Below are 16308 nucleotides of genomic sequence, written 5' to 3' on the forward strand. Positions count from 1 at the left end.
TCTCCTGTCAGGTGGTCAGAAGGCGCAGTGCCACAAGGGCTCCGACTGTGAGCGCCGCGGAGCCAAGCGTGGCGCATACGGTCCATGCGGCCAGTTCGATCCGGCCGATGCCACGGCCGCGGCCGCGCTCTTCGCGCAAGACCTCGCGCAGCAGATCGCGGCTTCGTCCGTTGGCTTCGTCGTACTGCCTGAGCGAGATCTCGCCAAGCAGTTGATCGCGGGCCTCTGAAAACCGTCCCGCTTCGGCCAGCACATCGGTGCTCGATGCTGCGAACTGGTTGAGGAACTGCTCGTAGCGGGATGTGAAGCGCAGCAGCGTAAGTTCACCGTCGTCCTTGAACTGCTTGCCCGTGGTCTCGAGCCGCTGGGACAGACCCTTCACGTCCCGTCGTAGCAGCGATAGCTCACCCAGTACTGCGCCGATCAGTTCCTCGCGGATCGAATCGTCCGATGCGCCCATCAATGCACCACAAGTTTGAAGACTGCGTCCAGTTCGGTGGTTACCCGTGTGGCCAGACGTTTGATTGCAACCAGTTGGCGAATCTGTGCAAGATGTTCCTCAGGCTCCCCGCTCTCCATTGCTTCGGCGTTCATCGCGACATAGTCGGTCGGATCGTTGCGAATATCGATGATGGAGCGATCGAACGCCTTGATCTTTTCGTAGATAGGGTTCTCATACATCACCGCATCACGATTCAAGACGAAATTGCGGTTTTCCGCGTAGTAGTCGAAAATTTTCGAGAAAACCTTTGACACGTCGTCTTTCGGGGTGACCGTGTTAAACACGACGCGTATCCGGTTTGCCGGTACACCGATTTCTCCGGTGAGTGCGCGCAATGTCGAAATTGTGTCGACCTGTTGTTTAAGCGCAGGAACGGTCGGTACGACGAAGGCATCGAAGTCCTCGTGAGAACCTTGATAGTCACGCATCAGCGAGACAAAGTCTTCGACATTCGATGCCCCGATATCGACCACGGCATGCCGCAAGGTCATCAGTTTGTCCTGCAGTTCCCCAAATTCCTTCCCACGCATCGCCGATCCTTTTTCGCTGTCGTCCGAGTTGATCGACTCGACAGGAATCACCTGGGCACCTTCCAGCCGTGGCGCGAGAAGGTGATGCGCAACGGTACTCTTGCCAACATTGCCTGAGAAGTTGATTACAGCGATCTTCATGATGGTTTGCTCCTGTTGTTCGATTTGACGATGACGGTCGCGAGGTGATCGCGGCCGCCCGTTGTTCTCCGCCGCCTTATGGTTCCATTTCGAGCGTCGGCCCGTCATGTCCGGCGGTCTGCGACTGCAGGTCCTGTCCGCGCTCCGGCGTCGCCTGTTGGGCGGTCTGCTGTGCAGCGTGAGTTTGGCCCCGTTGCTCCCGCTCGACCTGCTTGCGTACGGCCTCGATCGTTGCTTCGCTTACCTGAGGCATAGGCACGTCCAGTGGCCGGTTAGCTGCGCGCGCCTCGGCCACGGCGCTTTCGAACTCCCCCATCAGCTTCTCCTGCTGCTGCTCCGGCAGACCCTTGATCTCGTCACGCAGCACCTCGCGCGCGGCCTGCGCCTTGATGCGCTCGCGTGCCTCATCGAGCGTCTTCCGCTGTTCCTTCGAGTATTTCCAGTCTCCGTTCAGGAACCGCTCGCGTGCCTCATTGATTTGTCGGCGCTCATCGGCGTCGCGGCGCGCGCTGGCCAGCGCTTCGCGCTGCTCGCGCGTGGGCAGGCCCGGCACATCGGGCGAGAACACCAGCCATTCGTTACGTCGGCTCTCGACTGACTTTGGCGCGAGTTCGGTACCCTTCTCGTCGAACTGGCGCTGCTGCGCTGTTACCGTCTTGCTGCCGCCCTTTTCCAGCTCGATCCGCTGACCGGGCTGCACACCGCTTTCGCCGATCGCGCGCTCGATGTCCAGCCCCCAGACGGTGTGCTCGCCATCCTCTGTCCGCACCGTCGCGTAGTAGCTGTCGTTCTGCTTTTCATCGTGGTTGAACGGGGCGGGACCGTGCGCCACCAGCACCCCCGCCGTGACACCGGCCGGCGTTGGCACGCCCTGAACGGGGCTCGCCGGCGCAGCTGCAGACGGTTGCGGGGCGGTCGTCGGCTTACCTCTGGGCGCGGTGTTTTCACGTCCCGGAGTGGCCGGTTTCGCCGACTCCGGCGCGGCGGGTTTTTGCCCCACTGCGTCTGCTGCCTCCATCTCATTCGTGCGCGCCTTGTCCGCCTCATTGGATTTGTCACCGGCCCCGATGCGCATCGCCTCGCGCGCAGCGGTCAGTACTGCCCGATCCTGCACGCCAGGCTTGAAGCCACGCGTCGGCACGCCAGCGAGTTCGGCGGCGATCCACGCCTGCCGTCGAAACCCTTCGCTGCCCTTAAGCTGCAGCTCACTCCAGTTTTTCGCCTTCGCGACTTCGACCATGTGTGCGATCACGTCGCGGTCCTCGCTGGCCGTCAACAGCGAGCGGCCCTTGTCCTCGAAGTGCACCGTCTCGCTTTTGCGATCCAGAAACTTGCCTTCATGCGCGACATACCGGTTAGTGACCGACTTCGGCAGGTCATAGCCAGTCTTCTCGAAAACCGGTTTCGGGCGGATGGTGTTCTCCGGCCCATCGCCCTTCTTCCCGAGTGGCTTGCCGGTGCCGGCGGCCGGCTTCACCGACTCGTCGGTGGCTGTGCTGGTCGCTGCGTTGGGCAATGGGTCGCGCTTGAGAAGCTTCTCGACCTGCTCCCGATCGGCCGCGCGGATCTTCTTCAGGCGCTCTTCGGTTGCGTCATCGACCGGCGTTTCCGGACTGCCGGGCACGGCGCCCGCGTCTGGCTCGTTCGCCGGCGGCGTGACGCGCGCGCGGATGGTCGACGCATCGTCGGCGTTTGCCGGGTCGCGTTCGCGGTAGTCGATCCGGTCGGGGGGAAATTCGATCTCGTTCATACGGTCACTCCTTGCGGTTCAGGCTGTGATTGAGGTGCTGCGGTCTGCGCCGACACGGCGGCCGCCGCGTCCGGCAGGACTTCTCGCAGGTAAGGCATCAACTGGAATAGTGATGCGCGGATGCTGTTGCGGTTGGCCAAGTGGACAGGCGCGAGTACTCCAATCTCGTGCTCCCGGACGTCACGCGCCAGACCGGCCGACTGTGTGGCTGCGTCTGCGGCCGCCGCGGCCTGCTGCGCGCGGCGGGCCGCGTTCTGCGTCTGCCACCACTGCTCGACGTCGATCTTTGGCACGGGTGCGCACAGTTCGCGCGCGACGAACGCGGCGTGTTTCATCTGTACTTCATTGGGAAACTTCGGACCGAAACCGAACCAGGCGCGCCGGCGATTGGTTTTCTCCAGCTTCGCCATCACACCCCGCAGGTAAGGGCTCTGCCGCACGAGCCGGTCGACGAGCTCGGCGTCTTCATAGAAAAACGCCTTCTCGCACAGGATCGGCTCGCACCCCTCGATCGTGATGATCTGTTTGTTGTGCTTCAGCGCCCGCAGCTCCTGCGGCATCATCAGTGCCCTGCCGTGCTCCGACTCATTGGTGCTCGTCGACGAACTCCGCCCGCGACTGCGGTTACGCGAGCGCGCCATGTACGTGAAGGTCCCCAGCATCTTCGAGTACTCTTCCGATTCCTTGACCGTACGCGGCGCATACAGGCTGCGCATCTTGCAGTTGATCGCCAGCGTTTCGGCGCCGTGCTTGCCGTACAGCTTCGGATCCTCGATCTGTGACATGCCCTGAAAGATCAGCATCAGCCGGAGGTTGTAGCCAGCAATGAAAGGGTTGGCCGTATCGATGATGTCGATCTTGCCGGGCGCTGCAAACTCATCCAGGATCAGCGCGCACTGGTATTTGAGCGCAGCATTCTCGGCAGGCAGCTCCCGCGTGTTCAGGTCGATCAGCTGCGAGAAAAAGAGATTGACCAGCAGCGCGCCGGCCTTCAGGTCGCCCGGCTTGATGCCCACATAGATCGACATGCGCTTTTTGCGCACATCGGCCAGATCGAAGTCCGAGCGGCTGGTTGCCGCGTCGACCACCGGATTGCTGAAGACGTTCAGCGGCGCGGTCATCGTCGATACGATGTTCGCGAACGCTTCCTTCGACTGCGACAGGAAGCGGTTCAGCGCATCGAGACATTCGAAGGTGAGCGCCGGCAGCCCGTGAGTCGCATGCGCTGCATCGGCACGCGTGCTGACGATCGACGAGACGTGTTCTCGGATCGCCCTGCCCTTGCCGGAGGCCTGCCGCAGCACCTCTCCGAACGTGCACGGCAGCGAGGGCGTTTCCAGCAGGTACAGCACGAGCCCGATGAACAGGTTGCGGGCGTTGTCGTTCCAGTACTTCAGGCGCGCGTCGACGTTGGACGGATACAGGTGTTCGCCGATCGCCATCACGTCGCCAACGCGCGCATAGGCGGGTCGGCTGGCGATGTATTCGAGCGGGTTGTACGCGTGCGAGCGGCCGTCTTCCGAGAAAGGCGCCCACAGGTAGGTTTCGTGGCCGCATGCCCGCCGGTAGCCGGACGTATAGTGGTAGTTCTCTTCCTTGATGTCCTCGACCACGGCCGAATCGGGATAGGTGAGAAGATTCGGGATCACGAGCGACGTGCCCTTGCCGGAGCGGGTGCCGGCGGCAGCCATCAGAAAATCCTGGCCGTAATACTTCAGGTATTCACCCTTGTACTTGCCGACAATGAACGGCGGATACAGATGTTGTGAAATGGTCATGGTTATTTCCTCTCCAGCAGGCCTGCTTTCACAATGTCGTTACGGGTTGCGAACCGGGCCTCGCCAAACTGGGCGAGGCGCTTGCGGCCCGACACGAGCGCCATCGTGATCACGACCACTGGCAGGCCGGTGATGACCACCGACAGCAGCGTGCACACCTTGAGCGCGCGCACCACCGCAGGCACGTCACCGTAGGCATGCCAGTAGTCATACAGCGTGAACACGCCCGCGCTGCCCTCCGGCAGCTTCTGCATCTTCGCGAAAAGCTGGCCGCCGGCGAACTGGCCGAGGAACGCGAAGCCGCACAGGATCAGCAGGAAGACCACCACGGGGATCAGAATTCGAAACGGCTTCGACATGGTCGGTCCTCAGTGGGTGGCTGCATCGCTATTGACCTCAAATTCGGCCGCGTCAAATCCGACGATCGGCTTCGCGGGGAACCCGCCGGCCTGATCGGCGGCCGCGATCAGCACATGCAGGCCTGCGGCCGTCTCGTCGTCGCAGTGTTCGAGTACGCGCTGCGCGGCACGAAGGAATGGCATGCGGGCACGCAGGCGCTCGGCGCTCGCATAGGCATGGCGGGCGAAATTGAGCGGTCTGTCAGCAAGGAGCCTGTCCAGCACCGCGCGGTCGTCCTCTCCGAAGGTGAACGTCAGCGGCGGCTGGCCGGTCTCGCCCACCGTCTGACTGTTCTGCCAGGTTGTTTCCGGCGTCATGCGCTCGGCGAGCTCGAGCAGGCCGCAGCCCGATTTCCAGCACCGTGCGCCGACGCACGGAAAAGTTAGCGGCAACACGGCCGCCCGGTTTGCCATTCGCCTTGACGTCGCGCACCGCGAACGTCACGTGATCCGGGTGATCCGGCGCATAGCCGGTGCCGTCCTCAATGCAGATCCACTTCTCGCCGATACGGAATTTCAGATGCGCTGTCATGCGGCCATCTCCTGTTGTTGCAGATGCGCGGTCCGGTCGCGATGCAGGCGCATCGCGTCGCGCACGTTATCGAAGGGCCCGTGGAACTGGTTGCTGTTGGCGGCCGTACAGCGATCGATCGACTCCCACAGCAGGTAGCGCCACTCGTCATAGACTGAGTACCGCGCGATCGTCCAGCCCGACGGGTGGACCAACGCAAAGTCGCCGGGCGGTCGCCATTTGCACTGACTGTCATCGGTCGCGTCCGCGGCATCGACAATCGCGGGAACCGGAAGATCTGCCTTCATTGCGGGAACTCTCCGGGTGGATCGGCGGACAGGATCCGCAGGGCGTCGCGCTGCGCGTCGTCCAGCCCGGCATCGGTGATACCCTCGCGGCCGTGCACGATCACGGCGCCGTAGAGCCGCGCCAGCGCTCGGGCCTCTGTGCTGGCAGCAAATGCTTCGTCCGACGGCGAACGCATGCGCCATCCCTCGATCGCCGCCTCGATATCACTGATCGCGAAGTTCATACACGGTCCTCCCTGCGGACGAGCCAGTGCGCCGTGAAACCGCGCGCCCACGACGCCGCATAGACAAAGCACAGCGCGAGCACGCCGTACTGATGCGCTCGCCACGCCATGTCGAACCAGAACGGCTGCGCGGCCAGCCCGAAGATGCAGGCCCAGCGCCGCCAGTGCGCACGCCGGTCCTGCGACAGAAACACGGCGAGCGCACCGCACAGGCTGATCGCGATCTGTTCGATCATCTGCGCTGCGGCATCGGCGCTCATGAGACACAACCCAGCAGCTGCGCCTTGCCGATCGGGTCGTACCAGAGTTCGGTGAGCCGCTTGTTGCGCATGAAGAGAACCAGATCAACCGTTACGCGCACCTGTTCCATGATGAATTGCCAGTCGAGCGTCTGGCCGACGGCGCTCTGCTTGACCAGCGTCGCGATGCGCGACGGTGCCGAGCGCGCATCGTTGCAATGCACCGTCGTGATGCCGCCGGGCGTGCCCGTATTGAGCAGCGTCATGTAGTCCCACGTCTCGTCGCCGCGCAGCTCGGCAAGGAACACGCGGTCAAACTTCATGCGCAGCGTGGAGCGCACCAGTTCCTTCGCCGGCAGCGTGTCGCTGAAAAACATATGCACGCGGTTCGGGTGATTCGGCAGCGACAGCTCCGGCGTGTCCTCGATCGTGCCGATCCGCTCGTCGGACGGCACGAGGTCTGAGAGCGCCTTGTTCAGCGTGGTCTTGCCGGAGCCGGTGCCGCCGGCGAGCACAATGTTCAACCGGTTGGCAACCGCAAGCTCGAGCATGCGCGTGACGTTGCGCTGACCTCTCGCCTCGAGAATCTCGAGCTCGAACGGCTGCAGGTCCAGCGACTTGGACATGTCGCGGCGCGGCGACACGTCCCGATAGCCCTCGAACCAGCCGTTGCGCTCGTACTCGGCGACCGAGAAGCGCACGTCTGACGGGATCCGGATCGTTATGGATATCGTGTCCTGCTCGCAGGCCGGCTGCATCAGCACGTGTCCACGTTGGCCCTCGGGCAGGACCACCGGATGAATCGGCTCCTTTGTCGAGAACTTGCCGCCCTTCATCACCGTCAGCGCGTTGGCGAGCTTGAAGCACGCATCGAGCGAGCAGGCCGGTGCATCGTGCCGTCGCCATCCGGCACTGCCCTGTGTCCAGATCTCACCGGGACGGTTGATCGCAACTTCGGTGAGGCTCCCGTCGAAGAAGTTCGAGATGCCCATCTGTTTGAGAAAGCTGCGGGCGATGGTGCCCTTCTCGATGACATCGATTACGACTGCGCTCATTCGCACTCCTTCCTGGTTCAGGGTCACATCCGTCAATCAAAGTGCCGCGCAGGTTCAGCGAGGCGTGGTGCCCGAGTCCTGCGGCTCGATCTGCACTGACACGCGATACGGGCGTCGATCGTCCGGCACGCTGCTGGCGAGTTCCCGAAGGGTTTGCGCCGGCGACGTGGAGACCACGGTTGCGCTCAAAGGCGCGGCCGGCCGGGTCAATTTCCGGGCCGCACCGCCGATTACCACAGCTGCGCATAGCCACGTTACAAGCCAGATGTGCAATATGCGTGGCGTCTGGTGACCGTGAATCGCTGGGGTTTCGATGGGTTGACGGTTAGTTGCGTGCACGTCCATTGCGTGAGCGGCCGCGTGATTGACCAGTTCATCGAGCGATGGCAAGGCGCTGTCGCCCCATTCCGAGATCGTCAGCCCGATACGCGCCCCGACATTACGGAGCAGGTTGCGTCGCAGCGGCGCCGACATGTCGTCGATCCGGCACCCATCGAGCGCCTTGCAATCCTCGAACGCGTGCTCGTCGGCGATCTGACGCAGTGGCAAGGCATCGGGGACCTCGCGCGCACGCCGTGCATCGACCCGCTCGGCCAGCTGGCGGACCGTGTTGCCGTAGAAACAGAAACGCAGCGCATTGCGTAGTCTGGTCTCGAACATGTCGCGATCGAGACCATGCAGCGGGAAGTCGTTCGGGTAGGTGATCTTCAGGTTCATGGGTCCGCTCCTCATTGCTGCCCGGTCTGGTCAACAGGGTTTCCCTGCGCGTCGACGTTCTCGTACACGCCGGTCAGGTCAATGTCGCGCGCCACAAAGATATTGATGACAGAGCCCTGGTTTGAATAAGCCGTCGGCGGGATGTTGATGGTGTTACGCAGCGTCTCCGCGGCCACATCCTGCGTGGCGTTCGAACTGTTGGAGAACGTGATCTGCTGGCCAGACCCGGTTGCCTTGTTCGCCAGCGCCTGGCCGAAGTCGCCAATCAGGCTGACCATCAGCGCGCCCTTGAAACGCAGCCAGAAGTGCTCGTCAACATAGGCTGGAATACCGGCGGCGCCCAGCGGATCGGTCGCCGGCGAGTTCAGCGGAATGTGTACGTCGCCGTCGTCGATCTCGTCCCAGATCGCGCCGATCACGCCCTGCCCCTGAATCACCGCATCGCGCTGCTCGCCCTTCGCCATCGCACCCTTGCGAACGAGCAGCGTCGTGCCATCGTCGGACCAAACGTCCTGCGCGATCGGGCACCCGATCAGGCCCGGCCGGTCGGTACGGATCGCCGTCGACTGACCACAGCGGATCATCGTGTTGCGACTGAGCAGGTAATGCCGGTTCGACCGGAACGAGGCCGGCATCGGCTGCAGCTTTGACGGCTGCAAGGACTGGTCGATCGCGGAGCCCTTGCCGTCGCCCGCGTCCGCCTTGCTGCTTGAGCTGGGCGCACCGCCTGCACTGCCGCCGCGCAGCGCTGACAGACCCATCGACTTCGCCAGACCTGCCAGACCAGACCCATCATGGCCGCTGTCCCCGGCGTTGCCGCCGCCGGTGTTGCCACCGCTGTCACCTGCACTTTCATTTGATGCTACGGGACCATCGTTGCTCTGGCCGGAATCGTTGTTGCCGCTCGCGACGAGCACGCTGCCCTGCAGGCGGCGCTCGGCCGGCGTGAGCGGCCGCGGCTGGTTGCTCACGGCCACCGCCTGTCCGTTCGTCTGCGATGCCGCGCCGGCCGGCGTCGCGAGGTGGGAATTCGCGGCAGCGGCGGCCGCAGCCTCCGACGCTGCACGGGCCTGATCTTCCGCGCGCTTGATACGTTCCTTCTGCGTCTCCAGATCCGCACCGGCGTCACTCGCGCCACTGTCTTTCGGTTTTGTCAGCGCCGCCTGTTTCGCGTCCTGATGCTGCTGGAACAGGCGCTGCAGATAGATCGTGACGCCCGATGCACCCAGCGCAATAACGGCGAGCGCGACAAGCACCAGACGCAGCTTGCCCACACGCGTTTTCCGGCGGCCCGGCAGGTCGAGCGAAGGCTGCGGACCGACGTCGGTCAATGCCGCATGTTCCATTTCGTTTCGTTCAGTCATACCCTGTTCGCTCCCTGATCAGTTCGTCGATGCATCGGTATGGTCACGCGCGATGCGCGCGCTGCCCGGTACCGACGAGCCCGCACGGTTGTAACGACCATCAGGCGAATAGCCGTCGTTGCGGATACCCAGCACCGACTGGCCGTAGCGGATGACAAACGACTTCGACACTTCGTGCACGACGACCGTATCGCCCTCCATATGGAAGTTCGCCGTCGCCTCGCCACCGTCGGGAAGCTTTGTGAAGATCGTCGGCAGGTCACGCGCGGTTGAGTACTTGAAGTACGTGAATCGGCCGTCGTCCCACAACGCGGTCGGCGCGAGTGCACGATCGCCGCGCATCATGTATTGGATATTGGCCGCGGGAACCGACGCCACAGGCGTAGATTTCGCGGCGCCCACGCTCACGATCGATGCTGGAACCGCTGGCCCATTGCCCTGCTGACCGCCCAGCGCAGCGCTAACCGTTTCCTGACGGCGCAGCTGCGCGCTCGCCGCTTTGGCACGCGTGTCCGGATAGTCGAAACGCAGTATCCATGTCGCGGGCTGTGCAGCCGACACGTTGACAAGTGACAGCGGATAGGTGCGCCGGTTGGTGACCAGCAGAAGATTGGTTTCCGGCTGCGGCGCACCCGGTTTGAGCATCGCGCCACTGTCGTTGATGGCCACGTGCCAGGCTTTGCCGTCTCCAATGCCCTCGCCGCTGTTGATGATGTGTTCGCCTGGCTCGAACTGGATCATCACCGCACGCCCCGGCATGGTCGCCACACGATAGGCCTGGTCCGGATCGTAGGTCGCGCACTGGATGTGCGGGTCTGAACCGCAGCTACGCGGCGTTTCGCGCGCTCGCGCGTGGATCGGCGCCAACGCGAAGCCCAGTGCGGCCGCCGCTGCGCCTGCTGACATCCGGATCGTTCGTCCTTTCATGCTCCACCTCCGGCTGCCGCAGAGCCCGACGCCGACCCCGACGTAGCCCCGGCATCGGCGGGCGCCCGGGTCCAGTCGCGTGTGACCTCGTAGCTCGTGCAGCGAAAACCGTCCGCGTTGATATCCTGCTGATCCTGCTTTTCCGGAACGTTCACGCGCTCGAATGCGACCGTCGCAATCCAGTACGTCGGATCCGGCCGTTTCGCTGCCGGATTCAGCGGGACCAGCTGACGCGAGAAGAACACCTGCGCGGCGGGTGCGAACGTGATCGAACCGACGTGTGCGATGACCCGCGCCTGATCCTTCAGCAGCTTGAGCGGGCCCACCGGGCCGCGCACCAGCCCGTCATAGGCCTCCTTCTCGTGGTCGTCGCTCATGAACATCACCGCGGCGTGCGTGTCCGAAATCGTCTCCCAGTCGTAGCTCTCGCGCAGTTCGACGTAACGGTGCAGATCAGCACGATCGGTCTTTTCCGAAAACGTAACGTGTCCGTTCGCTGTTGTCGGCAGCACGTCGACCTTACCGGTCGACGAGTCCACTCGTAGCACGGCGGGCGGGTTCGGCCGCTTTAGGAGTCCTAAAGCTCCCATGCCAGAAACAGCGGCGAGAGCGACGACGCCCGAGAGCACCGAGCGCCGGTCCGCGATACGGGCCTTCTCTTCCGCCGCTTCGACCTTCGACTTCTCGAAGGCCTGTGCCTGTTTCAGGTACCAGCTGACCGCGTCACGCTCACCCGACTCAACACCGCTCTCCGGCGCGTCTACTCCCGCGGTCGACCCGGCCGGGCTTCCCTTACGTTTGCGCGCGGGCGTTGCCGACGCAAACCATTGCCTGATAGTCGATGCCATCCTGTTCCTCACTTCGGTTCCGTAGGAACCGACTGCTGCGCCAACGGTTGATTGACGGGTACCCACTGACCAGTCGGCTCGGGTGGCTTGGGCGCCGAACTGCACGCCTGCAGCGCGCAGGCCATCAGTAAAACAGCGACAGCAGATTTCATGGTCTCCGATTCTCCTTTAGGTTGAGCGAATAGCGCGTACTCAGTGGTATCTAGTAAAACAGCTTGATCGATACCATCGCACCGATCGTTGCCACCACCGCCGCGATCAGCCACCAACGTGCGATCGTCTTGAATAACCTGATCACTTTTATGCCTCACTCAAGCTACCGCCGGTCTTCGGCGATCCGCCACCGCCCATTTTTCCAAGCGAACCGGCAAATCTCGCGACGCTACCCAGCTTGCCCACCATCGTCGAGATACCGACACCGCCCGCGAGAGACGAAGCCAAACCCGGCAGGTTAAGCGAGATAACCCAGAAGGCCAGCCCCATGATGTCCAGGTCAATGACCTGCGCGAGAGAGGGGGATCCGTTCAGCGGTACCACGCCCATCGCGAAATTGACTTCGAGTGCACATGCAGCCGCGAAGAGCGCGACCAGCAGCGTGTAGTTCATGCACTGACCGACCCAGTTCCAGAAGAACTGTCGCGATGGTGGGAAGAGCGCCGCAGAGATGAACAACGGACCGAGTGCGAGCAGAAGCCCAAGCGCGAACTTCGCCAGAATGATGTATGCAATGGCTATCGCCATGAACGGGCCACCGAAAATGATCATCAGCGCGATCGTCCAGATGGCCGCAATAACCTTCAGGCCGGACGCCTGTGCATAGATCGCCTGCGCTGCGTTGATGTATGCATTAAGCAGATTGTCGAGACCGGACACCGGGTTGCTACCGCTGGTCAACGCGCCGGCCATCTGTTCGCCAAAACCATTGAAGAATGGAACGACGTACTCACTGTAGAACTGGATGTTCATCCCGCAGGTCAGGATGAGCGCCCACGTTGCCATGCGCATCAGGAAATCGTTGATCGGCTCGTCGTTGCGCCCCTGCCAGTACGTCCAGAGAATCAAAAGGACATAGATGCTGAAGCAGGTGGCCATCAATGGCGAGATCAGCGCAATGATGTTGCTCGAACCGGTCGAGATCGTGTTCAAAACGTTCTTGTCGAACGAATTGGTCATTGAGGTGAAAAGCTGGACGTCTGCCACGGATATCTCCTGCTTCGGTCAGTGATTGATGGACGAGCCGGATTACTTCAGCCCGGCCGCACGGGCTTCGGCATCGTCGCTTGCAGCGTTGATACCCTTCGCCTTACGCTCAGCGGCAAGCTTCTCGGGCGTCGTGCCGAGAAACGCCGCATCGAACTTCAGATCCTGCTGCTGCTGTTGCTCTTCCTGCAGGTTGTGCTGGTGACGATCCCACGCGAGGTATCCGACGTAGCCGGCGATCGCGACCAGCAAAGCGATGATTGAGCCTAGAAGTGTCTTATTGACCATTGTTTTTCCCCAGGAATGCGTTGTCGAATTCACGGTCGCGCTGCTGTTCGGCAAGCTGCAGCTCTGTCTTCTGCAACTGCGCGGTGAGCTGCAGGCGCGTCTGGTCATTTGTGACCATCGCCTCTTCCGCGGCCATCCGGTTCTGCAAATCAGCCTTTTGCGCCGGATCCTGCGTCAGGTTGGACTGCTGCATCAGCGCCTGGATGTTGTTCAGGCGCGCCATCGTCGCGCTGTACGCCTGCTCGTTCATCGCCTTGTTGGCCGCGAGCGTGTCGTAATAGCGCTGCTGACCGGGCGTGCCGGCGCCGGTCATGCTTTCCTGCTGCTCGATCGAACGCATCGACGAACTGATACCCGAGAGACCGCCGTTCTTCGCCTGGTCGTAAATGTTTTGCCACTGTTCCGGAAGGTAATTGCGCAGCGATGCATCGTTCATGATGTTGCCGAAGCTGCTGTTGCCAGTCAGCGCACGGTACTGGTCTTCCTGATTCTGGATCTGCTGCCCCAGCTGCTCGACCTGCATCATCTGTTGCGCGAGTTCCGCCGGTGAGATGGTCGGCACGCCCTGCGCGTAGGCCTGTGAAAGCGCGCACGCACACAACACCGCGACCAGCGTGCGACGCGGCCAAAGCGTAATGCCCGACAGATAGGCAAAGGCGCTCATGCCGGCGCGCGTTGATCGTGCCTGCAGCGCCTCGCGAAGGTTCCGGATCGCTGAGTCAACTGACCGGCGCACGGCCGGATAGACATCGGTGCTGTTCATCGTTCGCTCCTTGGGTTGCAGCACATCAGGCAAAAACTTCGTCATCCACCGGCTGATGCGCCGGCGGATAGATCTGCGCGAGCTCGGCGCGCTTGCGCTCGAGGCCGCGCTGCAGTTCGGCGGACCACAGCCGCTCATCGGCGCCGTGCTTCGCCGCGAGCCGCGTGCGCAGCTTGCGTTCGAACACGCGCTCCAGATACACCGGCAACCACACATCCGGATCGTCGCCAACCTCAGCACGGACCGCGTCGCAGATCAGCACGTTCTCGCGATCGCCAGAGAACACCGCAATCGCGTCCTCAAGCCCGGACAGGTCAAAACTGGCGAACGCCGACTGGTTACCCTGCTTGATGAGGAAGCGGCGCGACTGGGGCGTGAGCTTTTTGAACTCCCTGAATTCCTTGCGGGTCATGCCATCGCGCAGATACGCTTCTTCCTCGGCCGCCGGATCGGCCAGCCAGATCTTCGTGGCGACCAGACTGCGCAGCGCGGGAAACAGGTCTGCCGCACGCTGTGCCTGTTCCGGCTGTTGCGTGATCAGTCCCATGAATTCCCCTTCTTTACGCCCGCTCGCCAGCGTTTCCTCGATTTGCTCGCGGATCGTGCGAAAGCGCAGCGGCAGCCAGTACTCTTCGATCACCGTCAGCATCAGGGTGCCTTCCCGACGCATCAGTTTCTTGAGATGGAACAGGTAGGCAAATGCAGGCTCCGACGGTTCATAGTTCTCGACAAGAAACGCCTCAACATCGAACCCGATCCAGCGTTGCTCGCTCATGTTCAATGAGAGATCGGGCGGGTTATCGAACACCCACCAGAACCGCCCGCCCTCCGACTTGCACCAGATCGACAGACGTGCGCGCAGGCCGTCGTCGCCCTCGTCCGGAATGCTGTCCAGTAGCAGGCTGAAGCGGCGCAGCCGAACGTCATCGACCCCCATTACCGCATCGACGGCGTTGCGGCAGTGAATTTTCTCGCCGGCCGTCAGGTCAATCTTGATTGGCTTACCCTGATGGTCGACACCGTTCTTTCGGCCGCACAGTTCAACGAGTCCGTACAGGAATTCACGATTGTCTGCCGTGTCGGCGAGTTCGAACGGCGCCCACCCGGTCGGCTTGCCTTTCTCCAGATAGACATAGGCGCCACCCATCGACCGGATGAACACTTCCCAGCCCCGCCCCTTGTCCAGCACGTACAGCATCGGATCGAAGCGGGACAGCATGCCGGTCGCCGCCACGATGACCGTAGACTTGCCGCTGCCCGTCGTGCCTTTCGTTTCAAAATGCCCGGCGACCTTCTCCGAAACGTTGATGTCCCCCAGCCGGCTCGCGTGCGAGCTGTAGTTGTACACGCCCGAATCCGAGCGAAACGGGATGACGGCTGACCCGTCACCGATCGGGTTACCTTCCGCCTTGCCTGACGAGTAGTCATGGCAGGTGTACATCGCCGCAAAATTGCGCGAGGACTGCACTTTCGGTCGCGGTTTGACTCGCGCGCCCGGGACTTGTGAGAAGTACGTGAACGGAGCAGACCCCGTCGCGGGCGACCATTCAACTCCACACTCGTTGCGCGAACGGGACGCAAACCTGTCGGCGTTCTCCAACGCCTCTTTCGCTGTTTCGCCGTAGATAACCGCCGCGCCGTGATACTCGCCGAACGACAGTTCACCCGTGTTCACGTAACCCTGTGCGTCGCGCAGTTCCTTGACCTGATGCTTCGCCTTGTCACCGGCCGATTCCAGCTTGTTGATTACCGAATCGATGGTCCGGTTTGACTCGAAGCCCGTCATGCAGTTGAAAGTATGCGTAATCGTGAATTCCATGTTCAACGTGATCAACGGGTCGAGCTGGCCCCAGCCCGGCTTCTCCGGGCAACTGCGAAGGTCGAGGCAGGTTGCAACGCGTCGGTACGCCGGCACGTCGCTCGCCCCGATCTCAAGCGTGTTGTAACCAAAATGCAAATGGCTCGACGGGATGACATCGGTGCCGGGTTCCGCTGCGACCGACAGATCGCCGGTCTTCCCATTGATGAGATAGCTGACGAGCCCATACAAAGGCGAGAACAGCATCTTCGTGCCGTTCATGTGCTTGCGCTCGTACACTTCAAGCAACTCGGCTTCATACTCGGCGAACTGCAGCAGCGCCTGTTGTGCGAGAGACCCGATTTCTTTCAGCCCGTCGTCGAACTCCTCGTATTTCAGGATCAGGGACAGGTAGTAGCGGTTCTCGAAGAACTCTTCGTCTCCGAAACGTCGCCCGATGTACTCGCGTACGAACCACTGGAGGAAGCGTTGTTTGAACCGGTACACACGATCAAAACTTACGCGCTGTCGCACGAACGTTGCGTGATAGCCAAGGCGGCCACCCAGGTCGCGACCAAGCTTGCTGTACGCTTCCGTATCACGATCGAACATGCGCTCCATCGCGACGTTCTCGTGCACCTCGAACGGCACGCCGCGCATGGCCAGCGTCACCATGAACCGGTTGCCCTCAAGGTGCTGTACGTGTTTCGTGACCGGATGCCCGTACTTCGGAATCCAGTCTTCCACGGCGCCGATCGCGCCGAGGATATCGCTGGTGACGGCGGGTCTGCTTTGCATCAGGCCTCCGGATCGAGCTCACGCAGCCGGCGCTCACCCTCGGACAACGGTTTGAAAAATTCGCGATAGACGCGGCGCTGCCGTCCGTATCGCAGCGGCGCGAGCGTAGCGGTATTGCCGAAGCGCGGGGCGGCTCGCCCGGCATTTAGCCGCGCGCGGACCCGCAGTT

Annotated in this window: 18 protein-coding genes; all 18 read right to left on the minus strand. The window is 62.3% G+C overall.

Annotated elements, in window-relative coordinates; all coding sequences use genetic code 11:
* Positions 1 to 7: 7 nt before the first annotated feature.
* The 18 genes from P0D96_RS37340 to P0D96_RS37425 all read right to left on the minus strand — a co-directional run bounded on the left by P0D96_RS37340 (position 8) and on the right by P0D96_RS37425 (position 16139).
* Positions 8 to 460, minus strand: coding sequence for a hypothetical protein (locus tag P0D96_RS37340; protein WP_408318684.1), 453 nt, complete (start codon positions 458 to 460; stop codon positions 8 to 10).
* Entirely contained in the window at positions 460 to 1173 is a 714-nt protein-coding gene (stbB, locus tag P0D96_RS37345; protein WP_408318686.1) for a StbB family protein, read from the minus strand. The genes P0D96_RS37340 and stbB overlap by 1 nt, the downstream gene beginning before the upstream one ends.
* 76 nt (positions 1174 to 1249) lie before the next feature.
* Entirely contained in the window at positions 1250 to 2923 is a 1674-nt protein-coding gene (locus P0D96_RS37350) for an LPD7 domain-containing protein (RefSeq protein ID WP_408318688.1), read from the minus strand.
* Positions 2920 to 4701, minus strand: a complete 1782-nt coding sequence (locus tag P0D96_RS37355; RefSeq protein WP_408318690.1) for a type IV secretory system conjugative DNA transfer family protein — start codon at positions 4699 to 4701, stop codon at positions 2920 to 2922. Before P0D96_RS37355 ends, P0D96_RS37350 begins: the two co-directional genes overlap by 4 nt.
* Positions 4702 to 4703: 2 nt before the next feature.
* Positions 4704 to 5060 carry a hypothetical protein gene (locus tag P0D96_RS37360; RefSeq protein WP_408318691.1) on the minus strand — a complete coding sequence of 119 codons (357 nt, stop codon included), beginning with the start codon at positions 5058 to 5060 and terminating at the stop codon, positions 4704 to 4706.
* A 9-nt stretch (positions 5061 to 5069) separates the two neighbouring features.
* Positions 5070 to 5513 carry a hypothetical protein gene (locus P0D96_RS37365; RefSeq protein WP_408318693.1) on the minus strand — a complete coding sequence of 148 codons (444 nt, stop codon included), beginning with the start codon at positions 5511 to 5513 and terminating at the stop codon, positions 5070 to 5072.
* Positions 5514 to 5627: 114 nt separating this feature from the next.
* The gene (locus P0D96_RS37370) at positions 5628 to 5918 is read right to left on the minus strand and encodes a hypothetical protein (RefSeq protein WP_408318694.1); all 291 of its coding nucleotides are present in this window, start codon (positions 5916 to 5918) and stop codon (positions 5628 to 5630) included.
* Positions 5915 to 6142, minus strand: coding sequence for a DUF3717 domain-containing protein (locus tag P0D96_RS37375; RefSeq protein WP_154564436.1), 228 nt, complete (start codon positions 6140 to 6142; stop codon positions 5915 to 5917). Before P0D96_RS37375 ends, P0D96_RS37370 begins: the two co-directional genes overlap by 4 nt.
* Positions 6139 to 6402, minus strand: a complete 264-nt coding sequence (locus P0D96_RS37380) for a hypothetical protein (RefSeq protein ID WP_175054589.1) — start codon at positions 6400 to 6402, stop codon at positions 6139 to 6141. The genes P0D96_RS37375 and P0D96_RS37380 overlap by 4 nt, the downstream gene beginning before the upstream one ends.
* Positions 6399 to 7436: a P-type DNA transfer ATPase VirB11 gene (virB11, locus tag P0D96_RS37385; protein WP_408318696.1), complete on the minus strand. Its 1038-nt coding sequence runs from the start codon at positions 7434 to 7436 to the stop codon at positions 6399 to 6401. The genes P0D96_RS37380 and virB11 overlap by 4 nt, the downstream gene beginning before the upstream one ends.
* A gap of 54 nt (positions 7437 to 7490) precedes the next feature.
* Positions 7491 to 8153 (minus strand): hypothetical protein, encoded by a 663-nt coding sequence (locus tag P0D96_RS37390; protein ID WP_408318698.1) that lies wholly within the window; start codon positions 8151 to 8153, stop codon positions 7491 to 7493.
* Between the two features lie 11 nt (positions 8154 to 8164).
* Positions 8165 to 9517, minus strand: a complete 1353-nt coding sequence (locus P0D96_RS37395; protein ID WP_408318700.1) for a TraB/TrbI/VirB10 family type IV secretion system protein — start codon at positions 9515 to 9517, stop codon at positions 8165 to 8167.
* A gap of 18 nt (positions 9518 to 9535) precedes the next feature.
* Positions 9536 to 10444 (minus strand): TrbG/VirB9 family P-type conjugative transfer protein, encoded by a 909-nt coding sequence (locus tag P0D96_RS37400; RefSeq protein ID WP_500862403.1) that lies wholly within the window; start codon positions 10442 to 10444, stop codon positions 9536 to 9538.
* Complete coding sequence (locus tag P0D96_RS37405; protein ID WP_408318702.1) at positions 10441 to 11292, minus strand: VirB8 family type IV secretion system protein; 852 nt, start codon at positions 11290 to 11292, stop codon at positions 10441 to 10443. The genes P0D96_RS37400 and P0D96_RS37405 overlap by 4 nt, the downstream gene beginning before the upstream one ends.
* Positions 11293 to 11592: 300 nt before the next feature.
* Positions 11593 to 12465 (minus strand): TrbL/VirB6 family protein, encoded by an 873-nt coding sequence (locus P0D96_RS37410; protein WP_408318718.1) that lies wholly within the window; start codon positions 12463 to 12465, stop codon positions 11593 to 11595.
* A gap of 69 nt (positions 12466 to 12534) precedes the next feature.
* A complete protein-coding gene (locus P0D96_RS37415) occupies positions 12535 to 12780 on the minus strand; it encodes a hypothetical protein (protein WP_408318704.1) in 246 nt (81 codons plus the stop codon).
* A complete protein-coding gene (locus tag P0D96_RS37420; RefSeq protein WP_408318706.1) occupies positions 12770 to 13543 on the minus strand; it encodes a TrbJ/VirB5 family protein in 774 nt (257 codons plus the stop codon). The genes P0D96_RS37415 and P0D96_RS37420 overlap by 11 nt, the downstream gene beginning before the upstream one ends.
* A 25-nt stretch (positions 13544 to 13568) precedes the next feature.
* On the minus strand, positions 13569 to 16139 hold the full coding sequence (locus P0D96_RS37425; protein ID WP_408318708.1) for a VirB4 family type IV secretion system protein: 2571 nt from the start codon (positions 16137 to 16139) through the stop codon (positions 13569 to 13571).
* Between the last annotated feature and the right edge of the window lie 169 nt (positions 16140 to 16308).

It is taken from the genome of Paraburkholderia sp. RL17-347-BIC-D (assembly GCF_046027915.1).
Classification (GTDB): domain Bacteria; phylum Pseudomonadota; class Gammaproteobacteria; order Burkholderiales; family Burkholderiaceae; genus Paraburkholderia.

Bases quoted from the DNA above. Each gene is read 5' to 3' on its own strand.
- P0D96_RS37340 (WP_408318684.1), bottom strand. From the start codon at position 460: ATGGGCGCATCGGACGATTCGATCCGCGAGGAACTGATCGGCGCAGTA.
- stbB (WP_408318686.1), bottom strand. From the start codon at position 1,173: ATGAAGATCGCTGTAATCAACTTCTCAGGCAATGTTGGCAAGAGTACC.
- P0D96_RS37350 (WP_408318688.1), bottom strand. From the start codon at position 2,923: ATGAACGAGATCGAATTTCCCCCCGACCGGATCGACTACCGCGAACGC.
- P0D96_RS37355 (WP_408318690.1), bottom strand. From the start codon at position 4,701: ATGACCATTTCACAACATCTGTATCCGCCGTTCATTGTCGGCAAGTAC.
- P0D96_RS37360 (WP_408318691.1), bottom strand. From the start codon at position 5,060: ATGTCGAAGCCGTTTCGAATTCTGATCCCCGTGGTGGTCTTCCTGCTG.
- P0D96_RS37365 (WP_408318693.1), bottom strand. From the start codon at position 5,513: ATGGCAAACCGGGCGGCCGTGTTGCCGCTAACTTTTCCGTGCGTCGGC.
- P0D96_RS37370 (WP_408318694.1), bottom strand. From the start codon at position 5,918: ATGAAGGCAGATCTTCCGGTTCCCGCGATTGTCGATGCCGCGGACGCG.
- P0D96_RS37375 (WP_154564436.1), bottom strand. From the start codon at position 6,142: ATGAACTTCGCGATCAGTGATATCGAGGCGGCGATCGAGGGATGGCGC.
- P0D96_RS37380 (WP_175054589.1), bottom strand. From the start codon at position 6,402: ATGAGCGCCGATGCCGCAGCGCAGATGATCGAACAGATCGCGATCAGC.
- virB11 (WP_408318696.1), bottom strand. From the start codon at position 7,436: ATGAGCGCAGTCGTAATCGATGTCATCGAGAAGGGCACCATCGCCCGC.
- P0D96_RS37390 (WP_408318698.1), bottom strand. From the start codon at position 8,153: ATGAACCTGAAGATCACCTACCCGAACGACTTCCCGCTGCATGGTCTC.
- P0D96_RS37395 (WP_408318700.1), bottom strand. From the start codon at position 9,517: ATGACTGAACGAAACGAAATGGAACATGCGGCATTGACCGACGTCGGT.
- P0D96_RS37400 (WP_500862403.1), bottom strand. From the start codon at position 10,444: ATGAAAGGACGAACGATCCGGATGTCAGCAGGCGCAGCGGCGGCCGCA.
- P0D96_RS37405 (WP_408318702.1), bottom strand. From the start codon at position 11,292: ATGGCATCGACTATCAGGCAATGGTTTGCGTCGGCAACGCCCGCGCGC.
- P0D96_RS37410 (WP_408318718.1), bottom strand. From the start codon at position 12,465: ATGACCAATTCGTTCGACAAGAACGTTTTGAACACGATCTCGACCGGT.
- P0D96_RS37415 (WP_408318704.1), bottom strand. From the start codon at position 12,780: ATGGTCAATAAGACACTTCTAGGCTCAATCATCGCTTTGCTGGTCGCG.
- P0D96_RS37420 (WP_408318706.1), bottom strand. From the start codon at position 13,543: ATGAACAGCACCGATGTCTATCCGGCCGTGCGCCGGTCAGTTGACTCA.
- P0D96_RS37425 (WP_408318708.1), bottom strand. From the start codon at position 16,139: ATGCAAAGCAGACCCGCCGTCACCAGCGATATCCTCGGCGCGATCGGC.